This window comes from Pseudomonas sp. PS01300, assembly GCF_029960155.1.
Classification (GTDB): Bacteria; Pseudomonadota; Gammaproteobacteria; order Pseudomonadales; family Pseudomonadaceae; genus Aquipseudomonas; species Aquipseudomonas palmensis.
Genome location: NZ_JASCPN010000008.1, coordinates 93,646 through 117,104, shown reverse-complemented (window position 1 = coordinate 117,104; position 23,459 = coordinate 93,646). Strand labels below are relative to the sequence as shown.

General features: G+C 65.0%; 28 protein-coding genes. 11 read left to right on the top strand and 17 right to left on the bottom strand.

Annotation, left to right across the window (positions count from 1 at the left end; translation table 11 throughout):
• Positions 1-9: 9 nt before the first annotated feature.
• On the bottom strand, positions 10-867 hold the full coding sequence (locus tag QMX96_RS07310; protein ID WP_043861565.1) for an SDR family oxidoreductase: 858 nt from the start codon (positions 865-867) through the stop codon (positions 10-12).
• A gap of 196 nt (positions 868-1,063) precedes the next feature.
• Between QMX96_RS07310 and exbB the strand changes: the two genes are divergently transcribed.
• The 6 genes from exbB to QMX96_RS07280 all read left to right on the top strand — a co-directional run bounded on the left by exbB (position 1,064) and on the right by QMX96_RS07280 (position 7,800).
• Positions 1,064-2,053: a tonB-system energizer ExbB gene (gene exbB / locus QMX96_RS07305; protein WP_043861564.1), complete on the top strand. Its 990-nt coding sequence runs from the start codon at positions 1,064-1,066 to the stop codon at positions 2,051-2,053.
• A 3-nt stretch (positions 2,054-2,056) separates the two neighbouring features.
• Positions 2,057-2,482 (top strand): TonB system transport protein ExbD, encoded by a 426-nt coding sequence (gene exbD, locus QMX96_RS07300; protein ID WP_043861563.1) that lies wholly within the window; start codon positions 2,057-2,059, stop codon positions 2,480-2,482.
• Complete coding sequence (locus QMX96_RS07295; protein WP_043861562.1) at positions 2,479-3,222, top strand: energy transducer TonB; 744 nt, start codon at positions 2,479-2,481, stop codon at positions 3,220-3,222. The genes exbD and QMX96_RS07295 overlap by 4 nt, the downstream gene beginning before the upstream one ends.
• A gap of 94 nt (positions 3,223-3,316) precedes the next feature.
• A complete protein-coding gene (locus QMX96_RS07290; RefSeq protein WP_043861561.1) occupies positions 3,317-4,237 on the top strand; it encodes a hydrogen peroxide-inducible genes activator in 921 nt (306 codons plus the stop codon).
• A 9-nt stretch (positions 4,238-4,246) separates the two neighbouring features.
• Complete coding sequence (gene recG, locus QMX96_RS07285; protein ID WP_078481456.1) at positions 4,247-6,322, top strand: ATP-dependent DNA helicase RecG; 2,076 nt, start codon at positions 4,247-4,249, stop codon at positions 6,320-6,322.
• A 77-nt stretch (positions 6,323-6,399) separates the two neighbouring features.
• The gene (locus QMX96_RS07280) at positions 6,400-7,800 is read left to right on the top strand and encodes an aminoacyl-tRNA deacylase and HDOD domain-containing protein (RefSeq protein ID WP_054916472.1); all 1,401 of its coding nucleotides are present in this window, start codon (positions 6,400-6,402) and stop codon (positions 7,798-7,800) included.
• A gap of 24 nt (positions 7,801-7,824) precedes the next feature.
• Here the strand turns inward: QMX96_RS07280 and QMX96_RS07275 are convergent, their stop codons facing one another.
• The 12 genes from QMX96_RS07275 to QMX96_RS07220 all read right to left on the bottom strand — a co-directional run bounded on the left by QMX96_RS07275 (position 7,825) and on the right by QMX96_RS07220 (position 14,777).
• Positions 7,825-8,202 (bottom strand): helicase, encoded by a 378-nt coding sequence (locus QMX96_RS07275; RefSeq protein WP_043861558.1) that lies wholly within the window; start codon positions 8,200-8,202, stop codon positions 7,825-7,827.
• Positions 8,203-8,312: 110 nt separating this feature from the next.
• On the bottom strand, positions 8,313-9,176 hold the full coding sequence (locus QMX96_RS07270) for a hypothetical protein (protein ID WP_088513976.1): 864 nt from the start codon (positions 9,174-9,176) through the stop codon (positions 8,313-8,315).
• Entirely contained in the window at positions 9,173-9,874 is a 702-nt protein-coding gene (locus tag QMX96_RS07265) for a hypothetical protein (RefSeq protein ID WP_058541948.1), read from the bottom strand. The genes QMX96_RS07270 and QMX96_RS07265 overlap by 4 nt, the downstream gene beginning before the upstream one ends.
• The gene (locus QMX96_RS07260; RefSeq protein ID WP_282361484.1) at positions 9,865-10,845 is read right to left on the bottom strand and encodes a sel1 repeat family protein; all 981 of its coding nucleotides are present in this window, start codon (positions 10,843-10,845) and stop codon (positions 9,865-9,867) included. The genes QMX96_RS07265 and QMX96_RS07260 overlap by 10 nt, the downstream gene beginning before the upstream one ends.
• Complete coding sequence (locus QMX96_RS07255; protein ID WP_078481447.1) at positions 10,842-11,393, bottom strand: hypothetical protein; 552 nt, start codon at positions 11,391-11,393, stop codon at positions 10,842-10,844. The genes QMX96_RS07260 and QMX96_RS07255 overlap by 4 nt, the downstream gene beginning before the upstream one ends.
• Complete coding sequence (locus QMX96_RS07250) at positions 11,390-11,746, bottom strand: hypothetical protein (protein ID WP_043861556.1); 357 nt, start codon at positions 11,744-11,746, stop codon at positions 11,390-11,392. The genes QMX96_RS07255 and QMX96_RS07250 overlap by 4 nt, the downstream gene beginning before the upstream one ends.
• Positions 11,743-12,069 carry a hypothetical protein gene (locus tag QMX96_RS07245; protein WP_058541950.1) on the bottom strand — a complete coding sequence of 109 codons (327 nt, stop codon included), beginning with the start codon at positions 12,067-12,069 and terminating at the stop codon, positions 11,743-11,745. Before QMX96_RS07245 ends, QMX96_RS07250 begins: the two co-directional genes overlap by 4 nt.
• Positions 12,069-12,281: a hypothetical protein gene (locus QMX96_RS07240; protein ID WP_043861554.1), complete on the bottom strand. Its 213-nt coding sequence runs from the start codon at positions 12,279-12,281 to the stop codon at positions 12,069-12,071. Before QMX96_RS07240 ends, QMX96_RS07245 begins: the two co-directional genes overlap by 1 nt.
• The gene (locus tag QMX96_RS07235; RefSeq protein ID WP_282361483.1) at positions 12,271-12,696 is read right to left on the bottom strand and encodes a hypothetical protein; all 426 of its coding nucleotides are present in this window, start codon (positions 12,694-12,696) and stop codon (positions 12,271-12,273) included. The genes QMX96_RS07240 and QMX96_RS07235 overlap by 11 nt, the downstream gene beginning before the upstream one ends.
• Before the next feature lie 272 nt (positions 12,697-12,968).
• A complete protein-coding gene (locus QMX96_RS07230; RefSeq protein WP_008366879.1) occupies positions 12,969-13,244 on the bottom strand; it encodes an HU family DNA-binding protein in 276 nt (91 codons plus the stop codon).
• A 186-nt stretch (positions 13,245-13,430) separates the two neighbouring features.
• Complete coding sequence (locus QMX96_RS07225; RefSeq protein WP_054916465.1) at positions 13,431-14,579, bottom strand: FAD-dependent oxidoreductase; 1,149 nt, start codon at positions 14,577-14,579, stop codon at positions 13,431-13,433.
• 30 nt (positions 14,580-14,609) lie between these two features.
• Complete coding sequence (locus tag QMX96_RS07220; protein WP_007954349.1) at positions 14,610-14,777, bottom strand: rubredoxin; 168 nt, start codon at positions 14,775-14,777, stop codon at positions 14,610-14,612.
• Between the two features lie 207 nt (positions 14,778-14,984).
• Between QMX96_RS07220 and QMX96_RS07215 the strand changes: the two genes are divergently transcribed.
• Together QMX96_RS07215 and ubiA are read left to right on the top strand one after the other, a co-directional pair.
• On the top strand, positions 14,985-15,512 hold the full coding sequence (locus QMX96_RS07215) for a chorismate lyase (RefSeq protein WP_213085773.1): 528 nt from the start codon (positions 14,985-14,987) through the stop codon (positions 15,510-15,512).
• Positions 15,512-16,402 carry a 4-hydroxybenzoate octaprenyltransferase gene (ubiA, locus tag QMX96_RS07210; RefSeq protein ID WP_282361482.1) on the top strand — a complete coding sequence of 297 codons (891 nt, stop codon included), beginning with the start codon at positions 15,512-15,514 and terminating at the stop codon, positions 16,400-16,402. Before QMX96_RS07215 ends, ubiA begins: the two co-directional genes overlap by 1 nt.
• A gap of 32 nt (positions 16,403-16,434) precedes the next feature.
• Here the strand turns inward: ubiA and QMX96_RS07205 are convergent, their stop codons facing one another.
• On the bottom strand, positions 16,435-16,809 hold the full coding sequence (locus QMX96_RS07205) for a hypothetical protein (RefSeq protein WP_043861550.1): 375 nt from the start codon (positions 16,807-16,809) through the stop codon (positions 16,435-16,437).
• 147 nt (positions 16,810-16,956) lie between these two features.
• On the opposite strand from QMX96_RS07205, the gene phoB reads away from it, so the two are divergent.
• The 3 genes from phoB to QMX96_RS07190 all read left to right on the top strand — a co-directional run bounded on the left by phoB (position 16,957) and on the right by QMX96_RS07190 (position 20,518).
• Positions 16,957-17,646, top strand: a complete 690-nt coding sequence (phoB, locus tag QMX96_RS07200) for a phosphate regulon transcriptional regulator PhoB (protein ID WP_028942483.1) — start codon at positions 16,957-16,959, stop codon at positions 17,644-17,646.
• 142 nt (positions 17,647-17,788) lie between these two features.
• The gene (phoR, locus tag QMX96_RS07195) at positions 17,789-19,063 is read left to right on the top strand and encodes a phosphate regulon sensor histidine kinase PhoR (protein ID WP_213085772.1); all 1,275 of its coding nucleotides are present in this window, start codon (positions 17,789-17,791) and stop codon (positions 19,061-19,063) included.
• Between the two features lie 114 nt (positions 19,064-19,177).
• Positions 19,178-20,518 carry a hemolysin family protein gene (locus QMX96_RS07190; protein WP_043861548.1) on the top strand — a complete coding sequence of 447 codons (1,341 nt, stop codon included), beginning with the start codon at positions 19,178-19,180 and terminating at the stop codon, positions 20,516-20,518.
• Positions 20,519-20,524: 6 nt separating this feature from the next.
• Here QMX96_RS07190 and QMX96_RS07185 read toward each other — a convergent pair whose 3' ends face one another.
• The 3 genes from QMX96_RS07185 to phoU form a co-directional block, all read right to left on the bottom strand.
• The gene (locus QMX96_RS07185) at positions 20,525-21,421 is read right to left on the bottom strand and encodes a M23 family metallopeptidase (protein WP_054916463.1); all 897 of its coding nucleotides are present in this window, start codon (positions 21,419-21,421) and stop codon (positions 20,525-20,527) included.
• A 185-nt stretch (positions 21,422-21,606) separates the two neighbouring features.
• On the bottom strand, positions 21,607-22,515 hold the full coding sequence (locus QMX96_RS07180; protein WP_213606580.1) for a response regulator: 909 nt from the start codon (positions 22,513-22,515) through the stop codon (positions 21,607-21,609).
• 162 nt (positions 22,516-22,677) lie between these two features.
• Positions 22,678-23,442 carry a phosphate signaling complex protein PhoU gene (phoU, locus tag QMX96_RS07175; protein WP_043861545.1) on the bottom strand — a complete coding sequence of 255 codons (765 nt, stop codon included), beginning with the start codon at positions 23,440-23,442 and terminating at the stop codon, positions 22,678-22,680.
• Between the last annotated feature and the right edge of the window lie 17 nt (positions 23,443-23,459).

Genomic DNA, 23,459 nt, shown 5'->3' with positions numbered 1-23,459 from the left:
GGTGAGCCCTCAGGGTTGCGCCGCCAGAATCGCCGCGTAGCCTTCCTTGTAGCTCGGGTACTGTGGCACCCAGCCCAGTGCCCGGGCACGCGCATTGCTGCAGCGCTTGCTGCCGGTGCGCCGCACACGCTGCTGCTCCGACCAATGCGTGACGCCCATGTACTCGCGCAACCAGGCCACCACGTCGGCCAATGGCGCCGGTGCATCGTCCACCCCGATGTAGCAGTCCTCCAGCGCACGCCCCGCCGCATCGGCCTTGAGCAGGAAGGCCAGCAGCCCTGCCGCGTCCTCGGCATGGATGCGGTTGCCGTACAGCGGCGGCTCTTCGGTCACCCGATACCCCTGGCGCACCTGGCTGAGCAGCCATTCGCGGCCCGGCCCGTAGATACCGGTCAGGCGCACGATGCTGGCCGGGATGCCGCTGGCCAGTGCCAGCTGTTCGGCCTGGAGCATGACCTGCCCCGAGTAACCTGACGGCAAGGTGGCGGCGGTTTCATCGATCCACTCGCCGTCCTGCTGGGCGAACACACTGCTGCTGGACACGAACAGCAGGCGCTGCGGTCGCTGGCCACGCTCGGCCAGCCAGCCCAGTACATGCTTGAGGCCCTGTACATAAGCCGCCTGATAGCCCGCCTCGTCATGCTGGCTGGCGGCCACGCAGTACACCAGGTAGTCGGGTGCGACCAAAGGCCAATCGGTCGGGCACTGCGGGTTTTCCAGGTCTGCCGCGATGCCGGCAACCCCCGCGGGCAAGGCCGCCACATTTCTGCGCAAACCGCTTACCGACCAGCCAAGGCCCAGCAATTGCTGGGCCAGACGGCCACCCACATCGCCGCAACCGACGATCAGAACTGAAGGCGAAGACATCCGCACACTCCGTCAGACAAAGCCACAGCCTATCTGTGGAAATCGATAGGCGGCTAGTTAATATGCAAAAAAAGATACTGTGTATCTTCTGTTAACAAGAATTACTTGCAATAATGGCCGCCCAAATTTTGTTCTCGGCCCGACTCGAGGCCTGGAAGGACAACTACCCATTTCTTCTTCATCAGGTCCGGCCAGCATGACACGTATTCAACCTTCCGCTTCGCCAACCCTGTCGCGCGCCTGGCGCGCCATTGCCGCGCTGATGTTCAGCCTGGTACTGGCCCCCGCCGCCATGGCCGATGAGCCCGCCGCACAGAACGCCACACCGGCCGCCGCCGTTGCCCCTGCCGATGCTACCCCGGCCGCACCTGCTGCCCCGGGCGCCGAGCCTGCGGATGCCGCCGCCGCGCCGGGCGCTGCCCCTGTCGAAGGCCAGGCCGACGACGCCACCCAAGCGCTGGTCGAAGACACCAGCCTGGGCATGGCCCACGACCTGTCGCCATGGGGCATGTACCAGAACGCCGACATCGTGGTGAAGATCGTGATGATCGGCCTGGCCATCGCCTCGCTGATCACCTGGACCATCTGGATTGCCAAGGGCTTCGAACTGATGGGCGCCAAGCGCCGCCTGCGTTCTGAAATCGCCCTGCTGAAGAAGGCCACCAGCATCAAGGACGCCAGCGAAACCGCCGACAAGCCCGGCACCCTGGCACACCTGCTGGTGCACGATGCCCTCGAGGAAATGCACCTGTCGGCCAATGCCCGTGAAAAAGAAGGTATCAAGGAGCGCGTGAGCTTCCGCCTCGAGCGCCTGGTCGCGGCCAGCGGTCGCAACATGAGCAGCGGTACCGGCGTGCTTGCCACCATCGGCTCCACCGCTCCGTTCGTCGGTCTGTTCGGTACCGTGTGGGGCATCATGAACAGCTTCATCGGCATCGCCAAGACCCAGACCACCAACCTCGCGGTGGTTGCACCCGGTATCGCCGAGGCCCTGCTGGCCACCGCCCTGGGCCTGGTTGCCGCGATCCCCGCAGTGGTCATCTACAACGTCTTCGCCCGTTCCATCGCCGGTTACAAGGCACAGGTTTCCGACGCTTCGGCGCACGTGCTGCTGCTGGTCAGCCGCGACCTGGACCACCAGCCAGGCGAGCGTTCCGCTGCGCCACACATGGTGAAAGTGGGGTAAACCATGGGCCTGCATCTTAACGAGGGCGGCGACGATCTCGCCGAGAACCACGAAATCAACGTCACGCCGTTCATCGACGTGATGCTGGTACTGCTGATCATCTTCATGGTGGCGGCGCCCCTGGCCACGGTCGACATCAAGGTCGACCTGCCGGCCTCGACCGCCAAGCCCGTGCCCAGGCCGGAGAAGCCGGTGTTCCTCAGCGTCAAGGCCGACCAGAACCTGTACGTCGGCGACGATCAGGTGCAACGCGACCAGCTGGGCGCGGTACTGGACGCCAAGACCAAGGGCGACAAGGACACCACCATCTTCTTCCAGGCTGACAAGGGCGTCGATTACGGCGACCTGATGGAAGTCATGAACACCCTGCGCGCAGCCGGCTACTTGAAGGTCGGCCTGGTGGGACTTGAGACGGCAGCCAAGAAATGACCAATACGCGGCATAAACTGGCGCGCTACGGCGTCAGCCTGGCGATTGTGCTGGCCGTGCATGCCGTTGCCGTGGTGCTGATGCTCAACTGGTCGGTGCCCCAGGCAATCGAACTGCCGCCTGCGGCGATGATGATCGAGATGGCGCCGATGCCCGAGCCGGCCCCACCACCGCCACCGAAGGTCGTGGCCCCGCCACAGCCGCCGACGCCGGTCGAGGAGCCACCACTGCCCAAGGTGGCAGAAGCGCCCAAACCGAAAATCGCGATACCCAAGCCACCGCCCAAGCCCAAGGCCAAGCCCCAGCCTCCGAAACCGGAGAAAAAACCGGAGCCGCCGCAGGACAAGCCGGTCGACCAGGAAACCGTGGATTCCCCGCCAAGCAACGCTCCGGCGCAGAAATCCGCAGCACCGGCGCCAAGCATCGCCGCCAACAGCAATGCCCTGCCTACCTGGCAGAGCGACCTGTTGCGTCACCTTGGCAAGTACAAGCGCTACCCGGAAGACGCGCGTCGGCGGGGCCTGCAGGGCATCAACCGGCTGCGCTTCGTGGTCGACGCCGAAGGCAAGATCCTGTCGTACTCGCTGGCCGGTGGTTCAGGCAGCGCGGCACTGGACCGGGCAACCCTGGAAATGATCCGCAAGGCTCAACCCGTGCCCAAGCCGCCTCAGGAACTGCTCAACAACGGCAGTATCGAAGTGGTCGCGCCGTTCGTGTACTCGCTGGACAAGAAACGCTGAGTTGTTTGTTTCTGTCACACGCACGCAAGTCTGATAACGTGCGTCTATCGATTGCAGCCGCTATGCTGGGCTCGCAACTTCATGGACGCACGTTATGACCCTCACAGAATTGCGCTACATCGTCACCCTCGCTCAGGAACAGCACTTCGGCCACGCGGCCGAGCGTTGCCACGTCAGCCAGCCGACCCTGTCGGTGGGCGTGAAGAAGCTGGAGGACGAGCTGGGCGTGCTGATCTTCGAGCGCAGCAAGAGCGCGGTGCGCCTGACCCCGGTCGGCGAAGGCATCGTGGCCCAGGCGCAGAAGGTACTGGAGCAGGCCCAGGGCATCCGTGAACTGGCCCAGGCCGGCAAGAACCAGCTGACCGCGCCGCTCAAGGTGGGGGCCATCTATACCGTCGGCCCGTACCTGTTCCCGCACCTGATTCCGCAACTGCACCGGGTTGCCCCGCAGATGCCGTTGTACATCGAAGAAAACTTCACCCATATCCTGCGTGACAAGCTGCGCAACGGCGAGCTGGACGCGGTGATCATCGCCCTGCCGTTCAATGAAGCCGACGTGCTGACGCTGCCGCTGTACGACGAGCCGTTCTACGTGCTGATGCCCAGCGAGCATCCCTGGACAAAGAAAGAGACCATCGACGCCAGCCTGCTCAACGACAAGAGCCTGCTGTTGCTCGGCGAAGGCCACTGCTTCCGCGACCAGGTGCTGGAGGCCTGCCCGACCCTGACCAAGGGCAACGACGGCGCCAAGCACACCACGGTGGAGTCCAGCTCGCTGGAAACCATCCGCCACATGGTCGCCTCGGGGCTGGGCGTGTCGATCCTGCCGCTGTCGGCCGTGCACAGCCATCACTACGCGCCGGGCATCATCGAAGTCCGCCCATTGAGCCCGCCGGCACCGTTTCGCACCGTGGCGATCGCCTGGCGCGCGAGCTTCCCGCGGCCCAAGGCCATCGAGATTCTGGCCGACTCGATCCGCCTGTGTTCGGTGGCCAAGCCACCCGCCGCACCTTAGGGCCCGAGCATGACCGAGTTGTCGAAGGTGTCGGTCACGGCACTGAAGGGCGTTGGCGAAGCCTTGGCCGAGAAGCTGGCCAAGGTTGGCCTGGAGAACATCCAGGACGTGTTGTTCCACCTGCCCCTGCGCTATCAGGACCGCACCCGCGTGGTGCCGATCGGCGCCCTGCGCCCGGGCCAGGATGCAGTGATCGAAGGCGTGGTCAGTGGCACCGACGTGACCATGGGCAGGCGCCGCAGCCTGCTGGTGCGCCTGGGCGATGGCACAGGTTCGCTGAGCCTGCGCTTCTACCACTTCAGCAACGCCCAGAAGGAAGCGCTCAAGCGCGGCACCCACCTGCGCTGCTACGGCGAAGCGCGCCCCGGCGCCTCGGGCCTGGAGATCTACCACCCCGAGTACCGCGCCCTGACCGGCGACGAGCCGCCCCCGGTCGATACCACCCTGACCCCGATCTACCCGACCACCGAAGGCCTCACCCAGCAGCGCCTGCGCCAGCTGTGCCAGCAGAGCCTGGGCCTGCTCGGCCCGCGCAGCCTGCCCGACTGGCTGCCGCTGGAACTGGCACGCGACTACCAGCTGGCACCGTTGGCCGATGCTATCCGCTACCTGCACCACCCGCCGGCCGATGCCGATGTCGAAGAGCTTGCCGTGGGCCACCACTGGGCCCAGCACCGCCTGGCCTTCGAAGAGCTGCTGACCCACCAGCTGTCGCAGCAGCGCCTGCGCGAGAGCCTGCGCGCCCAGCGGGCCCCGGTGTTGCCCAAGGCGAGCAGGCTGGCGGCCCAATACCTGGCCAACCTGGGCTTCGCTCCAACCGGCGCACAGCAGCGCGTGGGCAACGAGATCGCCTACGATCTCAGCCAGCCCGAGCCGATGCTGCGCCTGGTGCAGGGCGATGTGGGTGCCGGCAAGACGGTGGTCGCCGCGCTCGCAGCCCTGCAGGCGCTGGAAGCCGGCTACCAGGTGGCGCTGATGGCCCCCACCGAGATTCTTGCCGAGCAGCACTTCGTCACCTTCAAGCGCTGGCTCGAACCGCTGGGCATCGAAGTCGCCTGGCTGGCCGGCAAGCTCAAGGGCAAGGCGCGCACCGCCGCGCTGGAGCAGATCGCCGCCGGCGCGCCAATGGTGGTGGGTACCCATGCGCTGTTCCAGGAAGAGGTGAAGTTTCACAACCTGGCGCTGGCGATCATCGACGAACAGCACCGCTTTGGCGTACAGCAGCGCCTGGCCCTGCGCCAGAAAGGCGTGGGCGGCCAGTTGTGCCCGCACCAGCTGATCATGACTGCCACGCCGATCCCGCGCACCCTGGCCATGAGCGCCTATGCCGACCTCGACACCTCGGTGCTCGACGAACTGCCGCCGGGGCGTACCCCGGTCAACACTGTACTGGTGGCCGACAGCCGCCGCATCGAAGTGGTCGAGCGCGTGCGCGCCGCCTGTGCCGAAGGGCGCCAGGCCTATTGGGTATGCACCCTGATCGAAGAGTCCGAAGAGCTGACCTGCCAGGCCGCCGAAACCACCTTCGAAGAGCTCACCAGTGCCCTGGGCGAGTTGCGCGTGGGGCTTATCCACGGGCGCATGAAGCCGGCCGAGAAGGCTGCGGTGATGGCCGAGTTCAAGCAGGGCAACCTGCAACTGCTGGTGGCCACCACCGTGATCGAGGTGGGCGTGGACGTACCCAACGCCAGCCTGATGATCATCGAGAACCCCGAACGCCTTGGTCTTGCCCAGCTGCACCAGTTGCGCGGGCGAGTCGGACGCGGCAGTGCGGCCAGCCATTGCGTACTGTTGTATCATCCGCCACTGTCGCAGATCGGGCGTGAACGCCTGGGGATCATGCGCGAAACCAATGACGGCTTTGTCATTGCGGAGAAAGACCTGCAACTGCGTGGCCCGGGCGAAATGCTCGGGACCCGCCAGACCGGCCTGTTGCAGTTCAAGGTCGCCGACCTGATGCGCGACGCCGACCTGCTGCCGGCGGTGCGCGATGCTGCACAGGCCCTGCTGGCACGCTGGCCGGACCACGTCAGCCCGTTGCTCGACCGCTGGTTACGCCACGGGCAGCAATATGGCCAGGTGTGACGTACCTCCCATGTCGACGCGGGCCGCCCCCATCGAGCCGGCTATACTGGCCGCTGAAAAAATACTGGATACAGACCATGACTGAAGTTGCCCTGGATACCGCAACCCCCCACACACCGTCTGTTATCCGGTTGCTGCTCGACAAGCTCGGCATCGCCTACCGCGAGGTCATCGACCACCCGCAGCTGGCGCCCGAGGCAAAGGTCCAGGCCGTGCTGCTCGACGACGCGGTCGGTGCGCTGATGGTGCTGTTCCCGCAGAACCAGCTGCTGGACCTCAGCCACCTGACCGAGCTGACCGGCCGCAAGCTCACCGCCGTGCCGCTCGAGCGGCTCGAACTGATGCTCAAGAAGCACGGCCTGACGATCCTGCCCGCCATTCCGGCGCTGACCAGCTCACCGTGCCTGTACGAGGAGCGCCTGCTCAAGCAGCCGGCCCTGCTGATTCATTCCGGAACCCCCGGCCTGCTGCTGGAAATCCACAGCGAGCACTTCAGGAAGATGCTGGCCAAGGCCAGTGCCGGGCATTTCGGTGTACTGCTCAGCGAGATCCGCCCCAACCTCGACCGTCCGGCCGATGACAGCAAGGAGATCACCGAGGCGGTGCAGGCATTTACCGCACGACGCATCCAGCAGCGCCTGGAATCGACCATCGAGATCCCGCCGCTGGCCGAGACCGCACAGAAGATCATCAAGCTGCGGGTCGACCCCAACGCCACCATCGACGACATCACCGGTGTGGTCGAGACCGATCCGGCGCTGGCCGCGCAGGTGGTCAGCTGGGCCGCCTCGCCCTACTACGCCTCCCCCGGCAAGATCCGCTCGGTGGAAGACGCCATCGTGCGGGTGCTGGGCTTCGACCTGGTGATCAACCTGGCGCTGGGCCTGGCCCTGGGCAAGACCCTGAGCCTGCCCAAGGATCACCCGCAGCAGACCACCCCCTACTGGCAGCAATCGATCTACACCGCCGCCGTGATCGAGGGCCTGACCCGCGCCATGCCCCGCGCCGAGCGTCCTGAGTCGGGCCTGACCTACCTGGCCGGGCTGCTGCACAACTTCGGCTACCTGCTGCTGGCGCATGTGTTCCCGCCGCATTTCTCGCTGATCTGCCGCCACCTGGAGGTCAACCCGCACCTGTGCCACAGCTATGTCGAGCAGCACCTGCTGGGCATCAGCCGCGAGCAGATCGGTGCCTGGCTGATGCGCTTCTGGGACATGCCCGAAGAGCTGGCCACCGCCCTGCGCTTTCAGCACGACCCGCATTACGCGGGGGACCATGCCGCCTTCCCCAACCTGGTGTGCGTGGCGGTACGCCTGCTGCGCGCGCGCGGCATCGGCTCGGGGCCGGACGACCGCATCCCCGACGCGTTGCTGGAGCGCCTGAACATCAGCCGCGAGAAGGCCGAGGACGTGGTGCACAAGGTGCTTGAAGCCGAATCGCTGCTGCGTGAACTGGCGTCACAGTTCACCCCGCACTGACAACCTGAAGCCTGGGCGCTGCGCTCAGGCTTTCTTCTTGCGCGGCATCAGGTACTTCATCAGGCCCTGGAACCAGATCACCAGGGCCGGGTTGCCCTTGATCTGGATCGACTTGTCCTGAATCCCCTGCATGAACGCCAGCTGCTTGTTCTTGGCCTGCAGCGTGGCGAAGCCGTAGGCGGCATCCTTGAAGGCAATGGCGAACGCAGGCTCGGCATGGGTGCCACCCTTGCTGCGGATGCGCTGGTTGCTGACGATGAAGTGCCGGGCGACCTTGCCGTCGAGGGTCTGCAACTGGAACACCAGGTCCTTGTCCTTCAGTTGCTGCTGGAACGCCGGGTTGTTGCGGCTGGCCCGCGCCATCAGCAAACCCATGGCCCAGAGCAGAAAACGAAACTTCATATACGCCCCTAGGCGAAAAGTGACTGAGGGGCGCAGTTTAGCTTTTTTGCGACCAAAGGCTACAGCCGTCTTCGCTTTGTTGAAGGCGACTGTATGTCAGGGTGTGCGGCCTACCGGTTGGGGTCGGCAGCCGGTACCGCATCCAGGCGCAGTTGCACCCGTGACGGAATCTTCTGCGCCGCGCCGGCCTCCAGCATCTGCTGGCGATAGCGCGCGTAGTAAGGGCCGGCTTCGCGCGAGTTGCCGTAGCCCCAGAGAATATCGGCAATGTTCAGCTGCAGCGCCCGACGCCCCTGGGCAAAGGGCTCGATGGCGCGATAGATGCGCAGCATCAGGTTGGGGTTCCAGTCGTCGCCGATCAGGTAGCCCATGTCGTTGTAGCCGGGCACGTTGTCCTGGGGCGCATGGCAGGCCATGTAGGAATCCAGGCCCATGTACACCTCTTCGGCCAGTACGGCGTGACGCGCGGGTATCTCGCGGTTCTCGCTGCTGTGCAGCAGGCCTGCGACCTTGGCCGGCTTGATGGTTTCCAGCTTGGTAGCCCAGGGCAGCTTGTTCTCCGGCTGCCAGGCGCCGTTCTGCCAACGGCCCACGCAGTACTGGGCCAGCCGCGTGGCCATCACACAACCGGTGTCCATCGCCACCATGTCGCAGCGCAGCGTGGGGGGCGTGAACTGCCGCCCCGACTGGCGCAGGCGGTAGAGCATCACGAAGCGCCCGTCAGGCGACACTGCCGAAGCGTCGCCATCGATCGCATCCCGCGCAAACTCGTGCGGGTACAAGGTGAAGCCCTTGCCATTGGCGCCTTGCCACTGCACCGCATGCCAGCCGTTCTCCTCGGCGCTCCATTTGGAGAACGAAAGCTTCGCCCCGCCTGCGCCCTCGATGGTTTTTTCGGCAGGTACTGCGGCATGGGCAGTGCCTGCCAGTGACAGTGACAACGCCAAGGCAACGGCGTGAGGGGTACGCTTCATTTCGAACCCTTGAAGATGAGGTTGAGAAAGTGGCGGTGCAGCTGCGCATTCGCGCCGATGGCCACCAGGGTCACACTGGCAGACAGTGTGCTGTAGAACAGCGCCCGCAGCGGATGCTCGGGCCACAGGTAGAAGCCGATGATCGCCGCCATGAACACCGTGGCCTGTACCTTGCCCCACACCCGTGGCAGCAGGGCGATCAGCAGGTTCATGCCGACGAAGAACCAGAACACCATGTACATCGCTATGCCAACGGCTACCCCGCGCGACGTCAGCCCGCCGGCGTACTGCTTGTACCAGCTCACCAGCGTGCCGTTTAGCGCCACGTAGGCCACCACCGCAAACAGGTGCACCACTATCGGCAGCACCCAGCGCAGCAACTGGCGGTGGGTGACCGGGCTGTCGCCACGCCAGTGTTCGGGCAGTGGCGCCAGCCCGGGCGACGGAGGCTGGTGGTCGATGTGCGCCAGATACTCTGCCCAGCCACGCGGTGCGTTGTGGCGCAGCAGGTAGGCCTGCTGGCGGGCCTTGCCCAGGCGCAACCAGAACGGCCACCAGCAGTAACGCCAGTAGTGTTCGAAATCGCCCTGCAGGCTGCCCAGCCCCTGCGGGTCGAGCTCGGGAAAGCTGACCCAGGGCGCGGGCGGGCTCAGCGTCGGGTCTTGCAGGCATTCGCGCCAGTTGTGGGCTACAGGCATGGCTGGTCCTTGTCGGCGCGGGCGCCGCGTTTGATCATCTCCTGGGCATTGAAGTCCGCCCAGTCTGCACCGTGCGCCACCGCCTCGGTGTAGCAGGCCAGCGAGCGTGCCGGTTGGGCGGGCACGATTTCACCGCGCGCATACACGCTGCCCAGCTCGTTGAAGGCATTGCCCGAGCCCATCGCGGCGGACTGACGCAAGGCCTCGAGGGCCTTCTGCGGGTGTTTGCAGGTGTTGTCGTCGGGGCGGTACTGGCCCTCGTCGCAATAGAAGCTCGCCAGCATCAGTGCCCCTTCAGGCACAGTGGCCGACGACAGGCGCAGCAACTGCTCCAGGCACTGGTTGCTCAGGCGCGGCGCCATGCCCGACAGGCTGATTGCCGCAGCGCTGTAGGCAGCGTAGGCAGAGCCTTGGTCCACGGCATCGAGGTAGCTGTTGAGCGCAGCGATGAACAGCTGCTTGTCGATGGGCTTGATTTCACCCTGGCCCAGTTGCTCGTAGGCATCGCCGCGCTGCAGCGCACGCACGCCGGGGGCGGCATCATCGGGGGTTTTCACGCTCTTGAGCGCGTCGCTCGGCGACCAGTCCTCGACCCGTGCCAGCGCCCAGCAGTCGGCCTGCTCGAAGATGAATGCCTGCAACACCTCGCCGCGCTGGTCGCGCAGGTAAACCCGGTCGGGCAGCGCGATTTCACGGATCAGCCCGTTGGCCGCCACCCGCTCCGACGACAGCTGCGAAAGATCAGGACGCAGGGCCGGCTCGAGCTTGCGTACCACCGGTTGCGGCCCCTCGGGCCCGGCCTGGAGGCGCTGCTCGACCAGGGTATGGGCGGTAAAGTCGGACTGCAGCTGCGCATCCTCGGCAAACGCCTTGAAAAACATCGCGAAGTCGCGGCTGGGGCAAACCGGCGCGGCCTGCGCCAGCGCACTTGCCAGCAGGCCGGCCAGCAGCACCGGGATACTCGACTTCATGGCTGATACACCGGGGGCGGGTTGATGTAGTACTCGGTTTGCGTGCAGGGGTAGTCGCTGACCCACACCAGCCACAGCCACAGGTCCCAGATGTAGCGCACCAGGTGCTCGGGCTTGCGGCAGCGGGCCTGTTCTTCGGCCACGGTGTAGTCGGTATTGGCGATGAAGCTGTTGAGCCAGTGCGGCTCCCATTGCGGCATGGCGATGTCGAAATGGCGGTCGCGCTTGTTGAAATTGATCCAGTAGATGCCCACTTCGGCTTCATCCTCGAAGTCGCGCATGTCCAGCGACTGCAGGTCGTACAGCGGCGTGCGCCAGACCTCACCCGGGCGCTCGCGATCGGTCACGCGCATGTAGCCCATGCCGCCGAAAGGTATCAGCCAACTGCGCGCCGGCACGTTCTGGAAACGGTAGCGCCCCGACTCGCTGACGAACGAGGTCTGTCCGGGTGCCTCGATCAGCGCGTGAATCTGATAGCCCACCCACGCCAGCACGCCCAACACCACCAGCCAGCGCCACAGTTGCTGCTTTACGGTCGGGCTGCTCATTTACGCCTCAGCCAGTGCGAGATCAGCACCGCCGACAGGCTGAGGCCGCCCGCCAGGCAACTGAAGAAGTACGCCCGCACCGGGTGCTCGGGCAACAGCCACCAGAGGATCAACACGATTTGCGCGGCCACCAGCCAGTACTTGAGCTTCCAGTTGGTCAACAGGGGCAGCACCACATTGAGCGGCACGAACACCCACATCACCAGGAACACAATGCTGCCGGAGGACACGCCACGGGCGGTAAAGCCGCCGTAGTGGCCCTTGTACCAGTCCACGGCAATATCGTTGAGCACCCCGTAGAGCACGATGGCCAGAGCATGCAGGGCGACATTGATCAGCAGTTGTCGCTTCATTTGGGCAGCGTTCCTTGCAGCGCATTGCACCAGCTGCGCACATCGTCACGGTCGAACGCCGGGCAGTGATTGTCCTTGGCGATATAGCGATAGGGGTGAGTGGGCTCATGGGTGAAGTGGTAGTAGTAACGGTCGTCCTCGCCGTACAGCCAATAGTTCGATGAGCCCTGAGACACCTGATACGGCTCGAAACTCAGCAGCGACGATTCGGCGGGGATGAAGTTGTCGCGGTCCATCAGCAGCATCAGCAGGTTGCCGAACAGCGGCGTGCCCACCCCCAGCGCCAGCACGGCCACCAATACCACCCCGATTACTGCCTTCATCACGGTACCTGGGTATTCATGCAGTAGGTGCCCACACCGTGCAGCAGCACCACCGCCAACAGGCAGCCAAACGTCAGCAGCCTAACCCAGCGCGTGTTGCGTTGGCGCTCGCCGAGGTTCAGCAGCAAGGCGAACAGGCACAGGATGGCCAGGCTGCCGAACAGGTTGCTGTCGGCGAGACCTGCCAGGTAATTCTTCAGCTCAAGGTCCATTGCACAGGCGCCTTTGCGCCGCCAGCAGCAGCGCGGTCAGGGTGACGAAAAAATAGCCGGCGCCCAGCAGGTAGGGCACAAAGGCCACCCACATCAGCATCAGGCCCAACCCGGCGATACGACCGGTGAGCAGGTAGACCAGGCCATACAGCACCCAGGGCAGTGCGTAGAAAGGGACGCACCATACCGGCGCCCACCACAGGTGCCGAGGCGCCAGATGCAGGCGGCGGCTGGCCCACAGCGCGAACAGGGGGTAACCAAGCAGGCCGAAGCCCAGCAGGTAGATTTGCAGGAACGGCTCGAAACCGGCCACGCGCAGGCCGTACTGGTAGACATCCAGGCACAGCAGCGAAACCAGGCATACCCAGGGTAACCAGACGTAGAAGCGATAGGGGGGCGCACAGCTCACAGGCATGAGCCGAACGATTCGATGAATGATGAGTTGCCCATGCCGCTCCCTCCCTGGAACACCGCCGCGCGGGTGTGGGCGGCGGCGTATGCTAGTCACAAGCACGGGGCACGGCAATAGCGCACTGCGCGGTGGGTTCCTCGCCGGCAACGCCGGCTCCTGCAGACGGCGGTTATCTCCTGCAGGCGCCGGCATTGCCGGCGAAGAGCCGCCACACAAACAAGAACGGGCACCTTGTAGGGGTGCCCGCTCTTCAATGCAATCAGTAGCCCACGGCCTTACGGATTGACGCTGTCCTTGAGGAACTTGCCTGGCTTGAACGCCACGGTGTTGCTGGCCTTGATCTTCACCGGCTCGCCCGTCTGAGGGTTCTTGCCGGTGCGCGCGCCACGGTGGCGCTGCAGGAACGTGCCGAAGCCTACCAGGGTGACGCTGTCTTTCTTGTGCAGCGCGTTAGTGATTTCTTCCAGTACGGCATTGAGCACGCGGTTGGCCTGCTCCTTGGTAAGGTCGGCTTTCTCGGCAATGGCTGCGGCGAGTTCTGGTTTACGCATGGTGAAGCCCCTCTGACGGATTTTTTGTTGTTATGCCGTGCTGCCTTGCAGGCAGCGCCTAAGGCACCGCAGGCTCTAAACTGCGGCAGACGGGTGTGAGAATGGCACGCCGCCAGTGGCCGCGCCAGTCTCTGGGCGGCCATTGTTCAGGCAATGGCAGGGTATATCCGACAGAACGACAGCTATTTATGCCAGCAACGGCGGAAGTTGACGGTTCAGCGCCAGCTTTTCCATCACTGCCGTACCGGTCAATACATAGCCCAGCAGTTGGCCATCGGCATCCCGGCAGAGCACCTTGATGTCGCTGCCCTGCCCTTCGACCTGCCACTGGCCTTCGCGGGCGCGTGGCGGCGGTGAAACGACCAGCGGGCATACCGGGGTCTTCACCGTGATGGGCATAGGCCCGTAGCTGACCACCGTCGGATTGCCCGCCAGGGTCTGCGCCAGCGCGCGCGCGCAGGCCATCAGCGGCATCACGTACAGCAGGTTGATGCCGTCGACCTCGGCACAGTCGCCCAGGGCATGGATGTTGGCGTGCGAGGTGCGCAGGTGGCGGTCGACCACCACCCCGCGATTGACCTGCAGGCCAGCGGCGGCAGCCAGGTCGATGCGGGGGCGCAGGCCGATGGCTGATACCACCAGGTCGCAGACGATCACACTGCCATCGGACAGATGCGCTTGCAGGGCATCGGCCGAACGTTCCAGGCGGGTCAGCACCGGGCCCAGGTGAAAGCGCACACCAAGCCCTTGCAGCCCAGCCTGCACCGCAGCCGCGGCGGCCGGGTGCAGCAGGGTCGGCATGACCTGCTCGCAGGGGGCGACGATGTCGATCTCGAAGCCACCCAGGTGCATGTCGTTGGCGAACTCGCAGCCGATCAGCCCGGCCCCCAGAATCAGTACCCGGCGCTTGCCGGCCGCCGCGGCGCGAAAGCGCGCGTAGTCTTCGAGGTCGTTGATCGGGAAGATCGCATCGGCTGCGTCGCCCTGCACCGGCACCTGGATGGTCTGCGCGCCCAGCGCCAGCACCAGGTCGCGGTACGGCACCTGCTCCTCGCCGATCCACAGGCGCTTGTGGCCCGGATCGATGCCGCTGATGCGCGTATGGGTACGCACCTGGGCCTTGAGCTGCTCGGCCATGGCCCCCGGCTCGGCCATGCTCAGGCCGTCGGCGTCCTTGTCCTTGGCAAAGCCGGTGGACAGCATCGGCTTGGAATACGAGCGACCATCATCGGCGCTGATCAGCAGCAACGGCGTCTCGCCGTCGAGCTTGCGAAATTCGCGGGCGAGGTTGTAGCCCGCCAGCCCCGTACCGACAATCACCACCGGATCGCTCATGCCTTCATCCCTTCCCTGTATAAAAAATGATCAGTTGATTTCGATCATCTCGAAATCCATCTTGCCCACGCCGCAGTCCGGGCACAGCCAGTCTTCCGGCACGTCCTGCCACAAGGTGCCCGGCGCAATGCCGTCATCCGGCCAGCCATCGGCCTCGTTGTAGATAAGCCCGCATACCACGCATTGCCACTTCTTCATGATCGCTCTCCCTCCAGTAATCCAGACGCACATCGGTTGTGATCATTACAGTCTTGGCGCTGCATGGATCGTCAGGGGGCTTTGTACTGAGGCTGGTGGCGCGATGCAAGCGCAACCGGCAAACATGCTAAGCTCGGCGCCTCACTGGCTTGTAACCGCATACCTACCGTGCCGTACGAAACCTCGCAAGTGCCCGCGCCACACTGGCTGCAGCAGCAAACGCCGCTGGCCGCAAGCGCCGACCCCCTTACCGCCGACTGGCTGTTCGACCAGGGCTCGTTGACCCGCCGCCTGACCCGATTATCCGCCGATCACTTCAGCGTGACCCCCCTGTACGAGGGCTGGCAGCCGCTGCGCGCCGACGAGTGCACCAGCCTCGGCCTGGCCCCGGGCAGCGAAGGCTGGGTGCGCGAGGTGTACCTGCGCGGGCATGGCCAGCCGTGGGTGTACGCACGCAGTGTGGCCGCGCGCAGCGCCCTGCAGCAGGGCGGCCTGGACATGGAAGCGCTGGGCAGCCGTTCGCTGGGCGAGTTGCTGTTCTGCAGCCCCGGGTTTACCCGCCAGGCCATCGAGGTGTGCCACTACCCTGCCGCCTGGTTGCCCCGCGAGCAGCGCCATGACGGCCTGTGGGCACGCCGTTCGCGGTTCGACCAGGGTGAACTGAGCATCCTGGTGGCCGAGATCTTCCTGCCCGCCCTGTGGCAGGCCACCGACACCCGCCTGGAGGACCGCTGATGTACCTGAGCCTGCTCAAGTCGCTCAATCGCCTGCACCCCCGGGCGTGGGACTTCATCCAGCTCAGCCGCATGGACAAGCCGATCGGCATCTACCTGCTGCTGTGGCCCACCCTCACGGCGGTATGGATCGCGGCCAAGGGCACGCCCACCGTGGCCAACGTGCTGATCTTCCTGTTCGGCGTGGTGCTGATGCGCGCCGCGGGCTGCGCGATCAACGATTTTGCCGACCGCAAGGTCGACGGTCACGTCAAGCGCACCGCCGAACGCCCGCTGGCGGCCGGGCGCATCAGCGGGCGCGAGGCGCTGGTCCTGTTCGCGACCCTGGTGGGGCTGAGTTTCGTGCTGGTGCTGTGCACCAATGCGCAGACGGTATGGCTGTCGTTCGGCGCCGTGGCGCTGGCAGCCTGCTACCCGTTCATGAAGCGCTACACCTATTACCCGCAGGTGGTGCTGGGCGCGGCCTATTCCTGGGGCATCCCCATGGCCTTCACCGCCGCCACCGGCGAGCTGCCGGCCATCGCCTGGCTGCTGTACATCGCCAACCTGCTGTGGACCGTGGGCTACGACACCTACTACGCGATGGTCGACCGCGACGACGACCTGAAGATCGGGGTCAAGTCCACCGCGATCCTGTTCGGCGAAGCCGATCGCGCCATCATCCTGACCTTGCAGCTGCTGTCGCTGGGCTGCCTGCTGATGGCCGGCAACCGCTTCGAGCTGGGTGGCTGGTTCCACCTGGGGCTGGTAGGCGCGGCGCTGTGCTTCGCCTGGGAATACTGGTCGACCCGCAGCCTGGATCGCGACGCCTGCTTCAAGGCCTTCCTGCACAACCACTGGGCCGGGCTGCTGGTGTTCATCGGCGTGGTACTGGACTACACCCTGCGCTAGCCGCCCCCGGGGGCGGCCGCGCAAGGCCGGCCTCATGGCTTGGCGGCGTGCCAGACGTCCTTCATGCCGTCGCCGGTCATGTCACCGCCCTTCTTGTCCTTGACGAAGGTGTACAGCGGCTTGCCATCGTAGGCCCACTGCATCGAGCCGTCTTCGCGCTTGATCTGCGTCCACTTGCCCTCGGCGGCGTCGCCCGCCATGGCCTTGAGGGGCGGCCAGTTCTTGGCGCAGTCGTCATTGCACATGGATTTGCCGCCTGCATCCTTGTCGAAGGTGTACAGCGTCATGCCGGCAGAATCGACAAGCACGCCGTTCTTCTCCATCCCCGGCGCGGCCGCTGCCACCCCCGGCAGGGCCAGTGCTGCAACAGCAAAGAGAGCCATCCAGTTCAGCGTATGTCGTGTCATTGGATTCACCGTTTTTGGTGATGGGTGGGAGCTAAAGCCTAGCTCAGCCAAGGAATGTTGCCGCCAGGCCACACGACCTGTCACACGACTGCAATAATTCCGTTATCTAATGCGGGCCAAGACACCTTAATGGGAAGAGGTTTGAGCATGGTTGGCAGGAACATTCTGATCGTTGACGACGAGGCGCCGATTCGCGAGATGATCGCCGTTGCATTGGAAATGGCCGGCTACGACTGCCTGGAGGCGGAAAACTCGCAGCAGGCCCATGCCATCATCGTCGACCGCAAGCCCGACCTGATCCTGCTCGACTGGATGCTGCCGGGCACTTCGGGCATCGAACTGGCGCGGCGCCTCAAGCGCGACGAGCTGACCGGCGACATCCCGATCATCATGCTCACCGCCAAGGGTGAGGAAGACAACAAGATCCAGGGCCTGGAAGTCGGCGCCGACGACTACATCACCAAGCCGTTCTCCCCGCGCGAACTGGTGGCCCGCCTCAAGGCCGTGCTGCGCCGTGCCGGCCCCAGTGATGGCGAGGCCCCGATCGAGGTCGGCGGCCTGCTGCTCGACCCGATCAGCCACCGCGTGACCATCGACGGCAAGCCTGCCGAGATGGGCCCTACCGAATACCGCCTGCTGCAGTTCTTCATGACCCACCAGGAGCGCGCCTACACCCGTGGCCAGCTGCTCGACCAGGTATGGGGCGGCAATGTGTACGTGGAGGAGCGCACCGTCGACGTGCATATCCGCCGTCTGCGCAAGGCGCTGGGTGAAGCCTACGAAAATCTGGTACAAACCGTGCGCGGCACGGGATACCGGTTCTCAACCAAGAGTTGAGAACACGGCAAGCTACAAGCCTCAAGTAAGAGCAAAAGCAAACGCAGATCCGCTTCAATCTTGCAGCTTGCCGCTTGCAGCTTGCAGCGGGTCCTAAGGACCCACCGTGAACCAAAACTGGCATGGCACCCTGATTCGCCACATGCTGCTGCTGACCACCGTCTGCCTGCTGGCAGGGCTGATCAGCGGCCATTACGGCTGGAGCCTGGCCCTGGGCCTTGGCGTGTATCTGGGCTGGACCCTCAAGCAGCTGCTGCGCCTGCACGACTGGCTGCGCCAGCACAAACCCGACGAGGCCCCGCCCGACGGCTATGGCCTGTGGGGCGAGGTGTTCGACAGCATCTACCACCTGCAACGCCGCGACCAACGCGTGCGCGGGCGCCTGCAGGCAGTGATCGACCGCGTGCAGGAGTCCACCGCCGCCCTCAAGGACGCGGTGATCATGCTCGACAGCGACGGCAACCTGGAGTGGTGGAACCGCGCCGCCGAGACCCTGCTGGGGCTCAAGACCCCACAGGACAGCGGCCAGCCGGTCACCAACCTGGTGCGCCACCCGCGCTTCAAGGAGTACTTCGAACAGGAGAACTACCTCGAGCCGCTGGAAATCCCCTCACCCATCAGCGACCGCCTGCGCATCCAGCTGCACATCACCCGCTACGGCAACAACGAACACCTGATGCTGGTGCGCGACGTGACCCGCATCCACCAGCTCGAACAGATGCGCAAGGACTTCGTCGCCAACGTTTCCCACGAGCTGCGCACGCCACTGACGGTGATTGCCGGGTACCTGGAGACCCTGCTCGACAACGTCGAGGAGGTGAACCCGCGCTGGGTGCGGGCCCTGACCCAGATGCAGCAGCAAGGCGTGCGCATGCAGACGCTGCTCAACGACCTGTTGCTGCTGGCCAAGCTGGAGGCCACCGACTACCCCTCCGACAATCAGCCGGTGGCCATCGACAGCCTGCTGCAGTCGATCAAGGGCGATGCCCAGGCCCTGTCCGGCCAGCGCAACCAGCGCATCACCCTGGACGCCGAGCCGGGCGTGCGCCTCAAGGGCAGCGAGGCGGAACTGCGCAGCGCGTTCTCCAACCTTGTGTTCAACGCCGTCAAGTACACCCAGGATGAGGGCCAGATCCGCATCCGCTGGTGGGCCGACGCCCAGGGCGCGCACCTGAGCGTGCAGGACTCGGGCATCGGCATCGACCCAAAGCACCTGCCACGCCTGACCGAGCGTTTCTACCGCGTCGACTCCAGCCGCAACTCCACCACCGGCGGCACCGGCCTTGGCCTGGCGATCGTCAAGCACGTACTGCTGCGCCACCGCGGCCGGCTGGAGATCAGCAGCGTACCGGGCCACGGCAGTACCTTTACCTGCCATTTCGCCCCCGTTCAGGTGGCAACCCGCACCGTTTCCTGAGCGACCGCCCTTTAAATTTGCGCAGTCAGCCGCTACATTGGCTGACTCGCGCCAGTATCTGCTGGCATTGCCACACTCCCTTATTTCAGAAGACGGACCCCGTAAAACTCCATCATGGACCCTTCCCCTGGTATCACCCTCGCTTCACTGTTTGCCGATTTCGGCATGATTCTTTTTGCTCTGCTGCTGGTTCTGCTCAACGGATTCTTCGTTGCGGCCGAGTTCGCCATGGTCAAGCTGCGCTCGACCCGGGTCGAGGCGATTGCCGGCAAGAACGGCTGGCGCGGGCATATCCTGCGTACCGTACACAGCCAGCTGGACGCCTACCTGTCGGCCTGCCAGCTGGGCATCACACTGGCCTCGCTGGGCCTGGGCTGGGTCGGCGAGCCGGCCTTCGCGCACCTGCTCGAGCCGCTGCTGGCGGCGGTGGGCGTGCAATCGCCCGAAGTCATCAAGGGCGTATCGTTCTTCAGCGCCTTCTTCGTGATCTCCTACCTGCACATCGTGGTCGGCGAGCTGGCGCCCAAGTCCTGGGCCATTCGCAAGCCCGAACTGCTGTCGCTGTGGACGGCGGTACCGCTGTACCTGTTCTACTGGATGATGTACCCGGCCATCTACCTGCTCAACGCCAGTGCCAACGCCATCTTGCGCATCGCCGGCCAGGGCGAGCCCGGCCCGCACCACGAGCACCATTACAGCCGCGAGGAGCTCAAGCTGATCCTGCACTCCAGCCGGGGCCAGGACCCCAGCGACCAGGGCATGCGCGTACTGGCCTCGGCGGTGGAGATGGGCGAACTGGAGGTGGTCGACTGGGCCAATTCCCGTGAAGACATGGTCAGCCTCGACGCCCATGCGCCGCTCAAGGAGATCCTCGCGATGTTCCGCCGGCACAAGTTCAGCCGCTACCCGGTGCTCGACGCCGAAAGCGGCGAATTCGTCGGCCTGCTGCACATCAAGGACCTGCTGCTGGAACTGGCCGCGCTGGACCACCTGCCCGAGTCGTTCAACCTGGCCGAGCTGACCCGCCCGCTGGAACGCGTATCGCGCCACATGCCGCTGTCGCAGCTGCTGGAGCAGTTCCGCAAGGGCGGCGCGCACTTTGCCCTGGTCGAAGAGGCCGATGGCAAGGTGATCGGCTACCTGACCATGGAAGACGTGCTCGAAGTGCTGGTGGGCGACATCCAGGACGAACACCGCAAGACCGAGCGCGGCATCCTCGCCTACCAGCCCGGCAAGCTGCTGGTGCGCGGCGACACCCCGCTGTTCAAGGTCGAGCGCCTGCTGGGCGTGGACCTGGACCACATCGAGGCCGAAACCCTTGCTGGCCTGGTCTACGAGACGCTCAAGCGCGTACCGGAAGAAGAAGAGGTGCTGGAGGTCGACGGCCTGCGCATCATCATCAAAAAGATGAAAGGGCCCAAGATCGTGCTGGCCAAGGTGCTCAAGCTCGATTGACGCGCCTTACGGGTTGCCGGCGGTAAAGCTCGGCAGCCCGCCGATGGGCTGGTTGAACTGGTACGGGATCGACTCCAGCGCCAGCCCCACGTTGCGCTGCACCACGAAATGCAGGTGCGGCCCGCTGCTGTTGCCGGTGTTGCCGGACCTTGCCAGCGGCGTGCCATAGGCCACCCGCTGGCCTTCGCTGACCACCACCGACCCGCGCATCAGGTGCAGGTACACGCCCATGGTGCCGTCGGCATGCAGAATCCGCACGAAATTGCCTGCCGGGTTGGTACCGCGCCCGCTCTGGGTGTTTTCCGTCTTTATCACCACCCCTGCCCGCGCCGCGATGATCGGCGTGCCTTCGGGCATGGCGATGTCCATGGCATAACGGCCCTTGGGGCCGAAGTGGCTGTAGGTGCCATTGGGGCCCTGGGAGAGGCGGAACGGGCCGCCGCGCCAGGGGAACGGGTAGCGATAGGCCTGGGTGCGCTGGGCGGGGTTGCCCAACGTGTAGTTGAACTGCTCGCGGTAGCTGACCGGGGTACCGGGCTTGCGCGCACCGAGGGCAGTGAGCAGCAGCGTGGAACGGGCCGGCACCACCCGCCGGACGATGCGCGGCGCCAGGTTCTGCACGTTGCCCAGGCGCTCCAGGCGCAGTTCCACTTCGACCGGGGCATGCAGCTCGTTGCGGGCACTGAAACGCACGCCGTCGGCGTACTTGCTGACCTGCAACTGCACCTGCTGGCCCAACTGCTCGACCATGCGATCACGGAACACCAATGCGCGGGCGCCGGGGCTGGGGCGATCGGAATAGGACACCACGCCGTCGGCGTCGGTGTTCTTGTAGATGGTCATGGCCCAGCTCGGGCCGGCAGCCAGCAACAGGGCGCAGAACAGCAGCAGGTGTGGCGGCATCGGTAGTGGCCATCTGACAGGTTAGCTGTGAGCAAGCCTAGCAGGGGAATATGGAGGGCGTGTTGCGGGGAGTGATGCGGGGTATGGCAGGCGATCAGTGGTGTGTCCTTCGCCGGCAAGGCCGACTCCTACGGCTGTAGGAGCCGGCCTTGCCGGCGAAGAGGCCGCAAGCAGCAAAGGGCCTGTCAGGCCCCCGGCACGAAGTGCTTGAGCGCCGTACCGCGGGCAATCAGCCGCGACAGGTAGTCGAGCTTCTGCGCATCCTGGTCGACAAAGCGGAAGGTCAGTTGCAGCCAGTCGCTGTCCGGCTTGGATTCCACCGCCACCACCGCATGCAGGTACCCGTTGAGCCGCGCGATCTCGGCATTGTCGCCCTGCTCCAGGTCCAGCACCGCGCCTTCCAGGATCTGCGGCAGCACTTCGCCACGGCGTACCACCAGCAGGGCTTCCTTCAGGCTCAGAGCCTTGATCACGCAGGCCTGGTTGCCGCTGGACAGGCGCAGCTGGCCCTGTCCGCGGCCCGCCGGCGCCGCCGCCTTGGCCGCGCCCGGTTGCGGCGCATTGATCAGTGGCTTGGCCGCCGCCACCGGGGCCGCGGCTGGGGCGGCCGGGCGCACGTTCTCGGCCTTGCCGCCGGTCAGGGCCGACAGCGAGTCATTGGCAAACGCGGAGGTGGCGCGGGTGGGCGCACTGGCCATCAGGGTATCGAGCTTGCCCAGCTTGGTCAGCGCCTTCTTCACCTTGGTCAGCAACTGCTCGTTGGTGAACGGCTTGCCGACAAAGTCCGACACACCGGCCTGGATCGCCTGCACCACGTTTTCCTTGTCGCCACGGCTGGTCACCATGATGAACGGCATGGCCTTGAGCGCTTCGTGCTGGCGGCACCAGGTCAGCAGCTCCAGGCCCGACATCTCGGGCATCTCCCAGTCGCACAGCACCAGGTCGAAACGCTCGCGCTCCAGCAGCACCTGGGCTTTGCGACCGTTGACCGCGTCCTCGATGACCATGCCGGGGAAGTAATTGCGCAGACACTTTTTCACCAGGTCACGGATAAACGGCGCGTCATCCACGACCAGAACACTGACTTTACTCATCGCCACTCCTTCAAGACCCGGCTAGCATAACGTTGACTGATGGCCATTTGCCAAGACTTCGCTCATGCCGGGGCTCCGTCAAATCATTCGCGGGTGCGTGCTGTTGCGCTGCCGCAAACGAAAACGCCCGGCCAAGGCCGGGCGTTCATTCTCGGGGCAGTCCTATTTATCGTCAGGTTTGCCCGGAACATTAGCTTTTTCGCCGTTGCCGTTGCCCTCGACTTCTTCCTTCATTCGCTTCAGGCCCAGGTGACGCACGTCGGTACCGCGCACCAGGTAGATCACCAGCTCGGCGATGTTGCGCGCGTGGTCGCCGATGCGCTCCAGCGAACGCAGCGCCCAGATCACGCTCAGTACCCGCGAGATCGAGCGCGGGTCTTCCATCATGTAGGTCACCAACTCGCGCAGGGCGGTCTTGTACTCGCGGTCGATGGTCTTGTCGTACTGCGCCACCGACAGCGCCAGCTCGGCATCGAAGCGGGCAAAGGCGTCGAGCGCGTCGCGCACCATGTTGCGTACCTGGTCGCCGATGTGACGCACCTCCACGTAGCCGCGCGGCGACTCGCCTTCTTCGCACAGCTGGATGGCGCGGCGGGCGATCTTGGTCGATTCGTCGCCGATACGCTCCAGGTCGATCACCGACTTGGAGATGCTGATGATCAGGCGCAGATCCGACGCCGCCGGCTGGCGCCGGGCCAGGATGCGCACGCACTCCTCGTCGATGTTGCGTTCCATCTGGTTGATCTGCTCATCGACTTCGCGCACCTGCTGGGCCAGGCCCGAATCGGCCTCGATCAGCGCGGTGACGGCGTCGTTGACCTGTTTCTCGACCAGGCCGCCCATTGCCAGAAGATGGCTGCGAACCTCTTCAAGTTCGGCGTTGAACTGCTGGGAGATGTGATGGGTGAGGCTGTCTTTGTCGATCATGAGAAATCCTTGGCGCG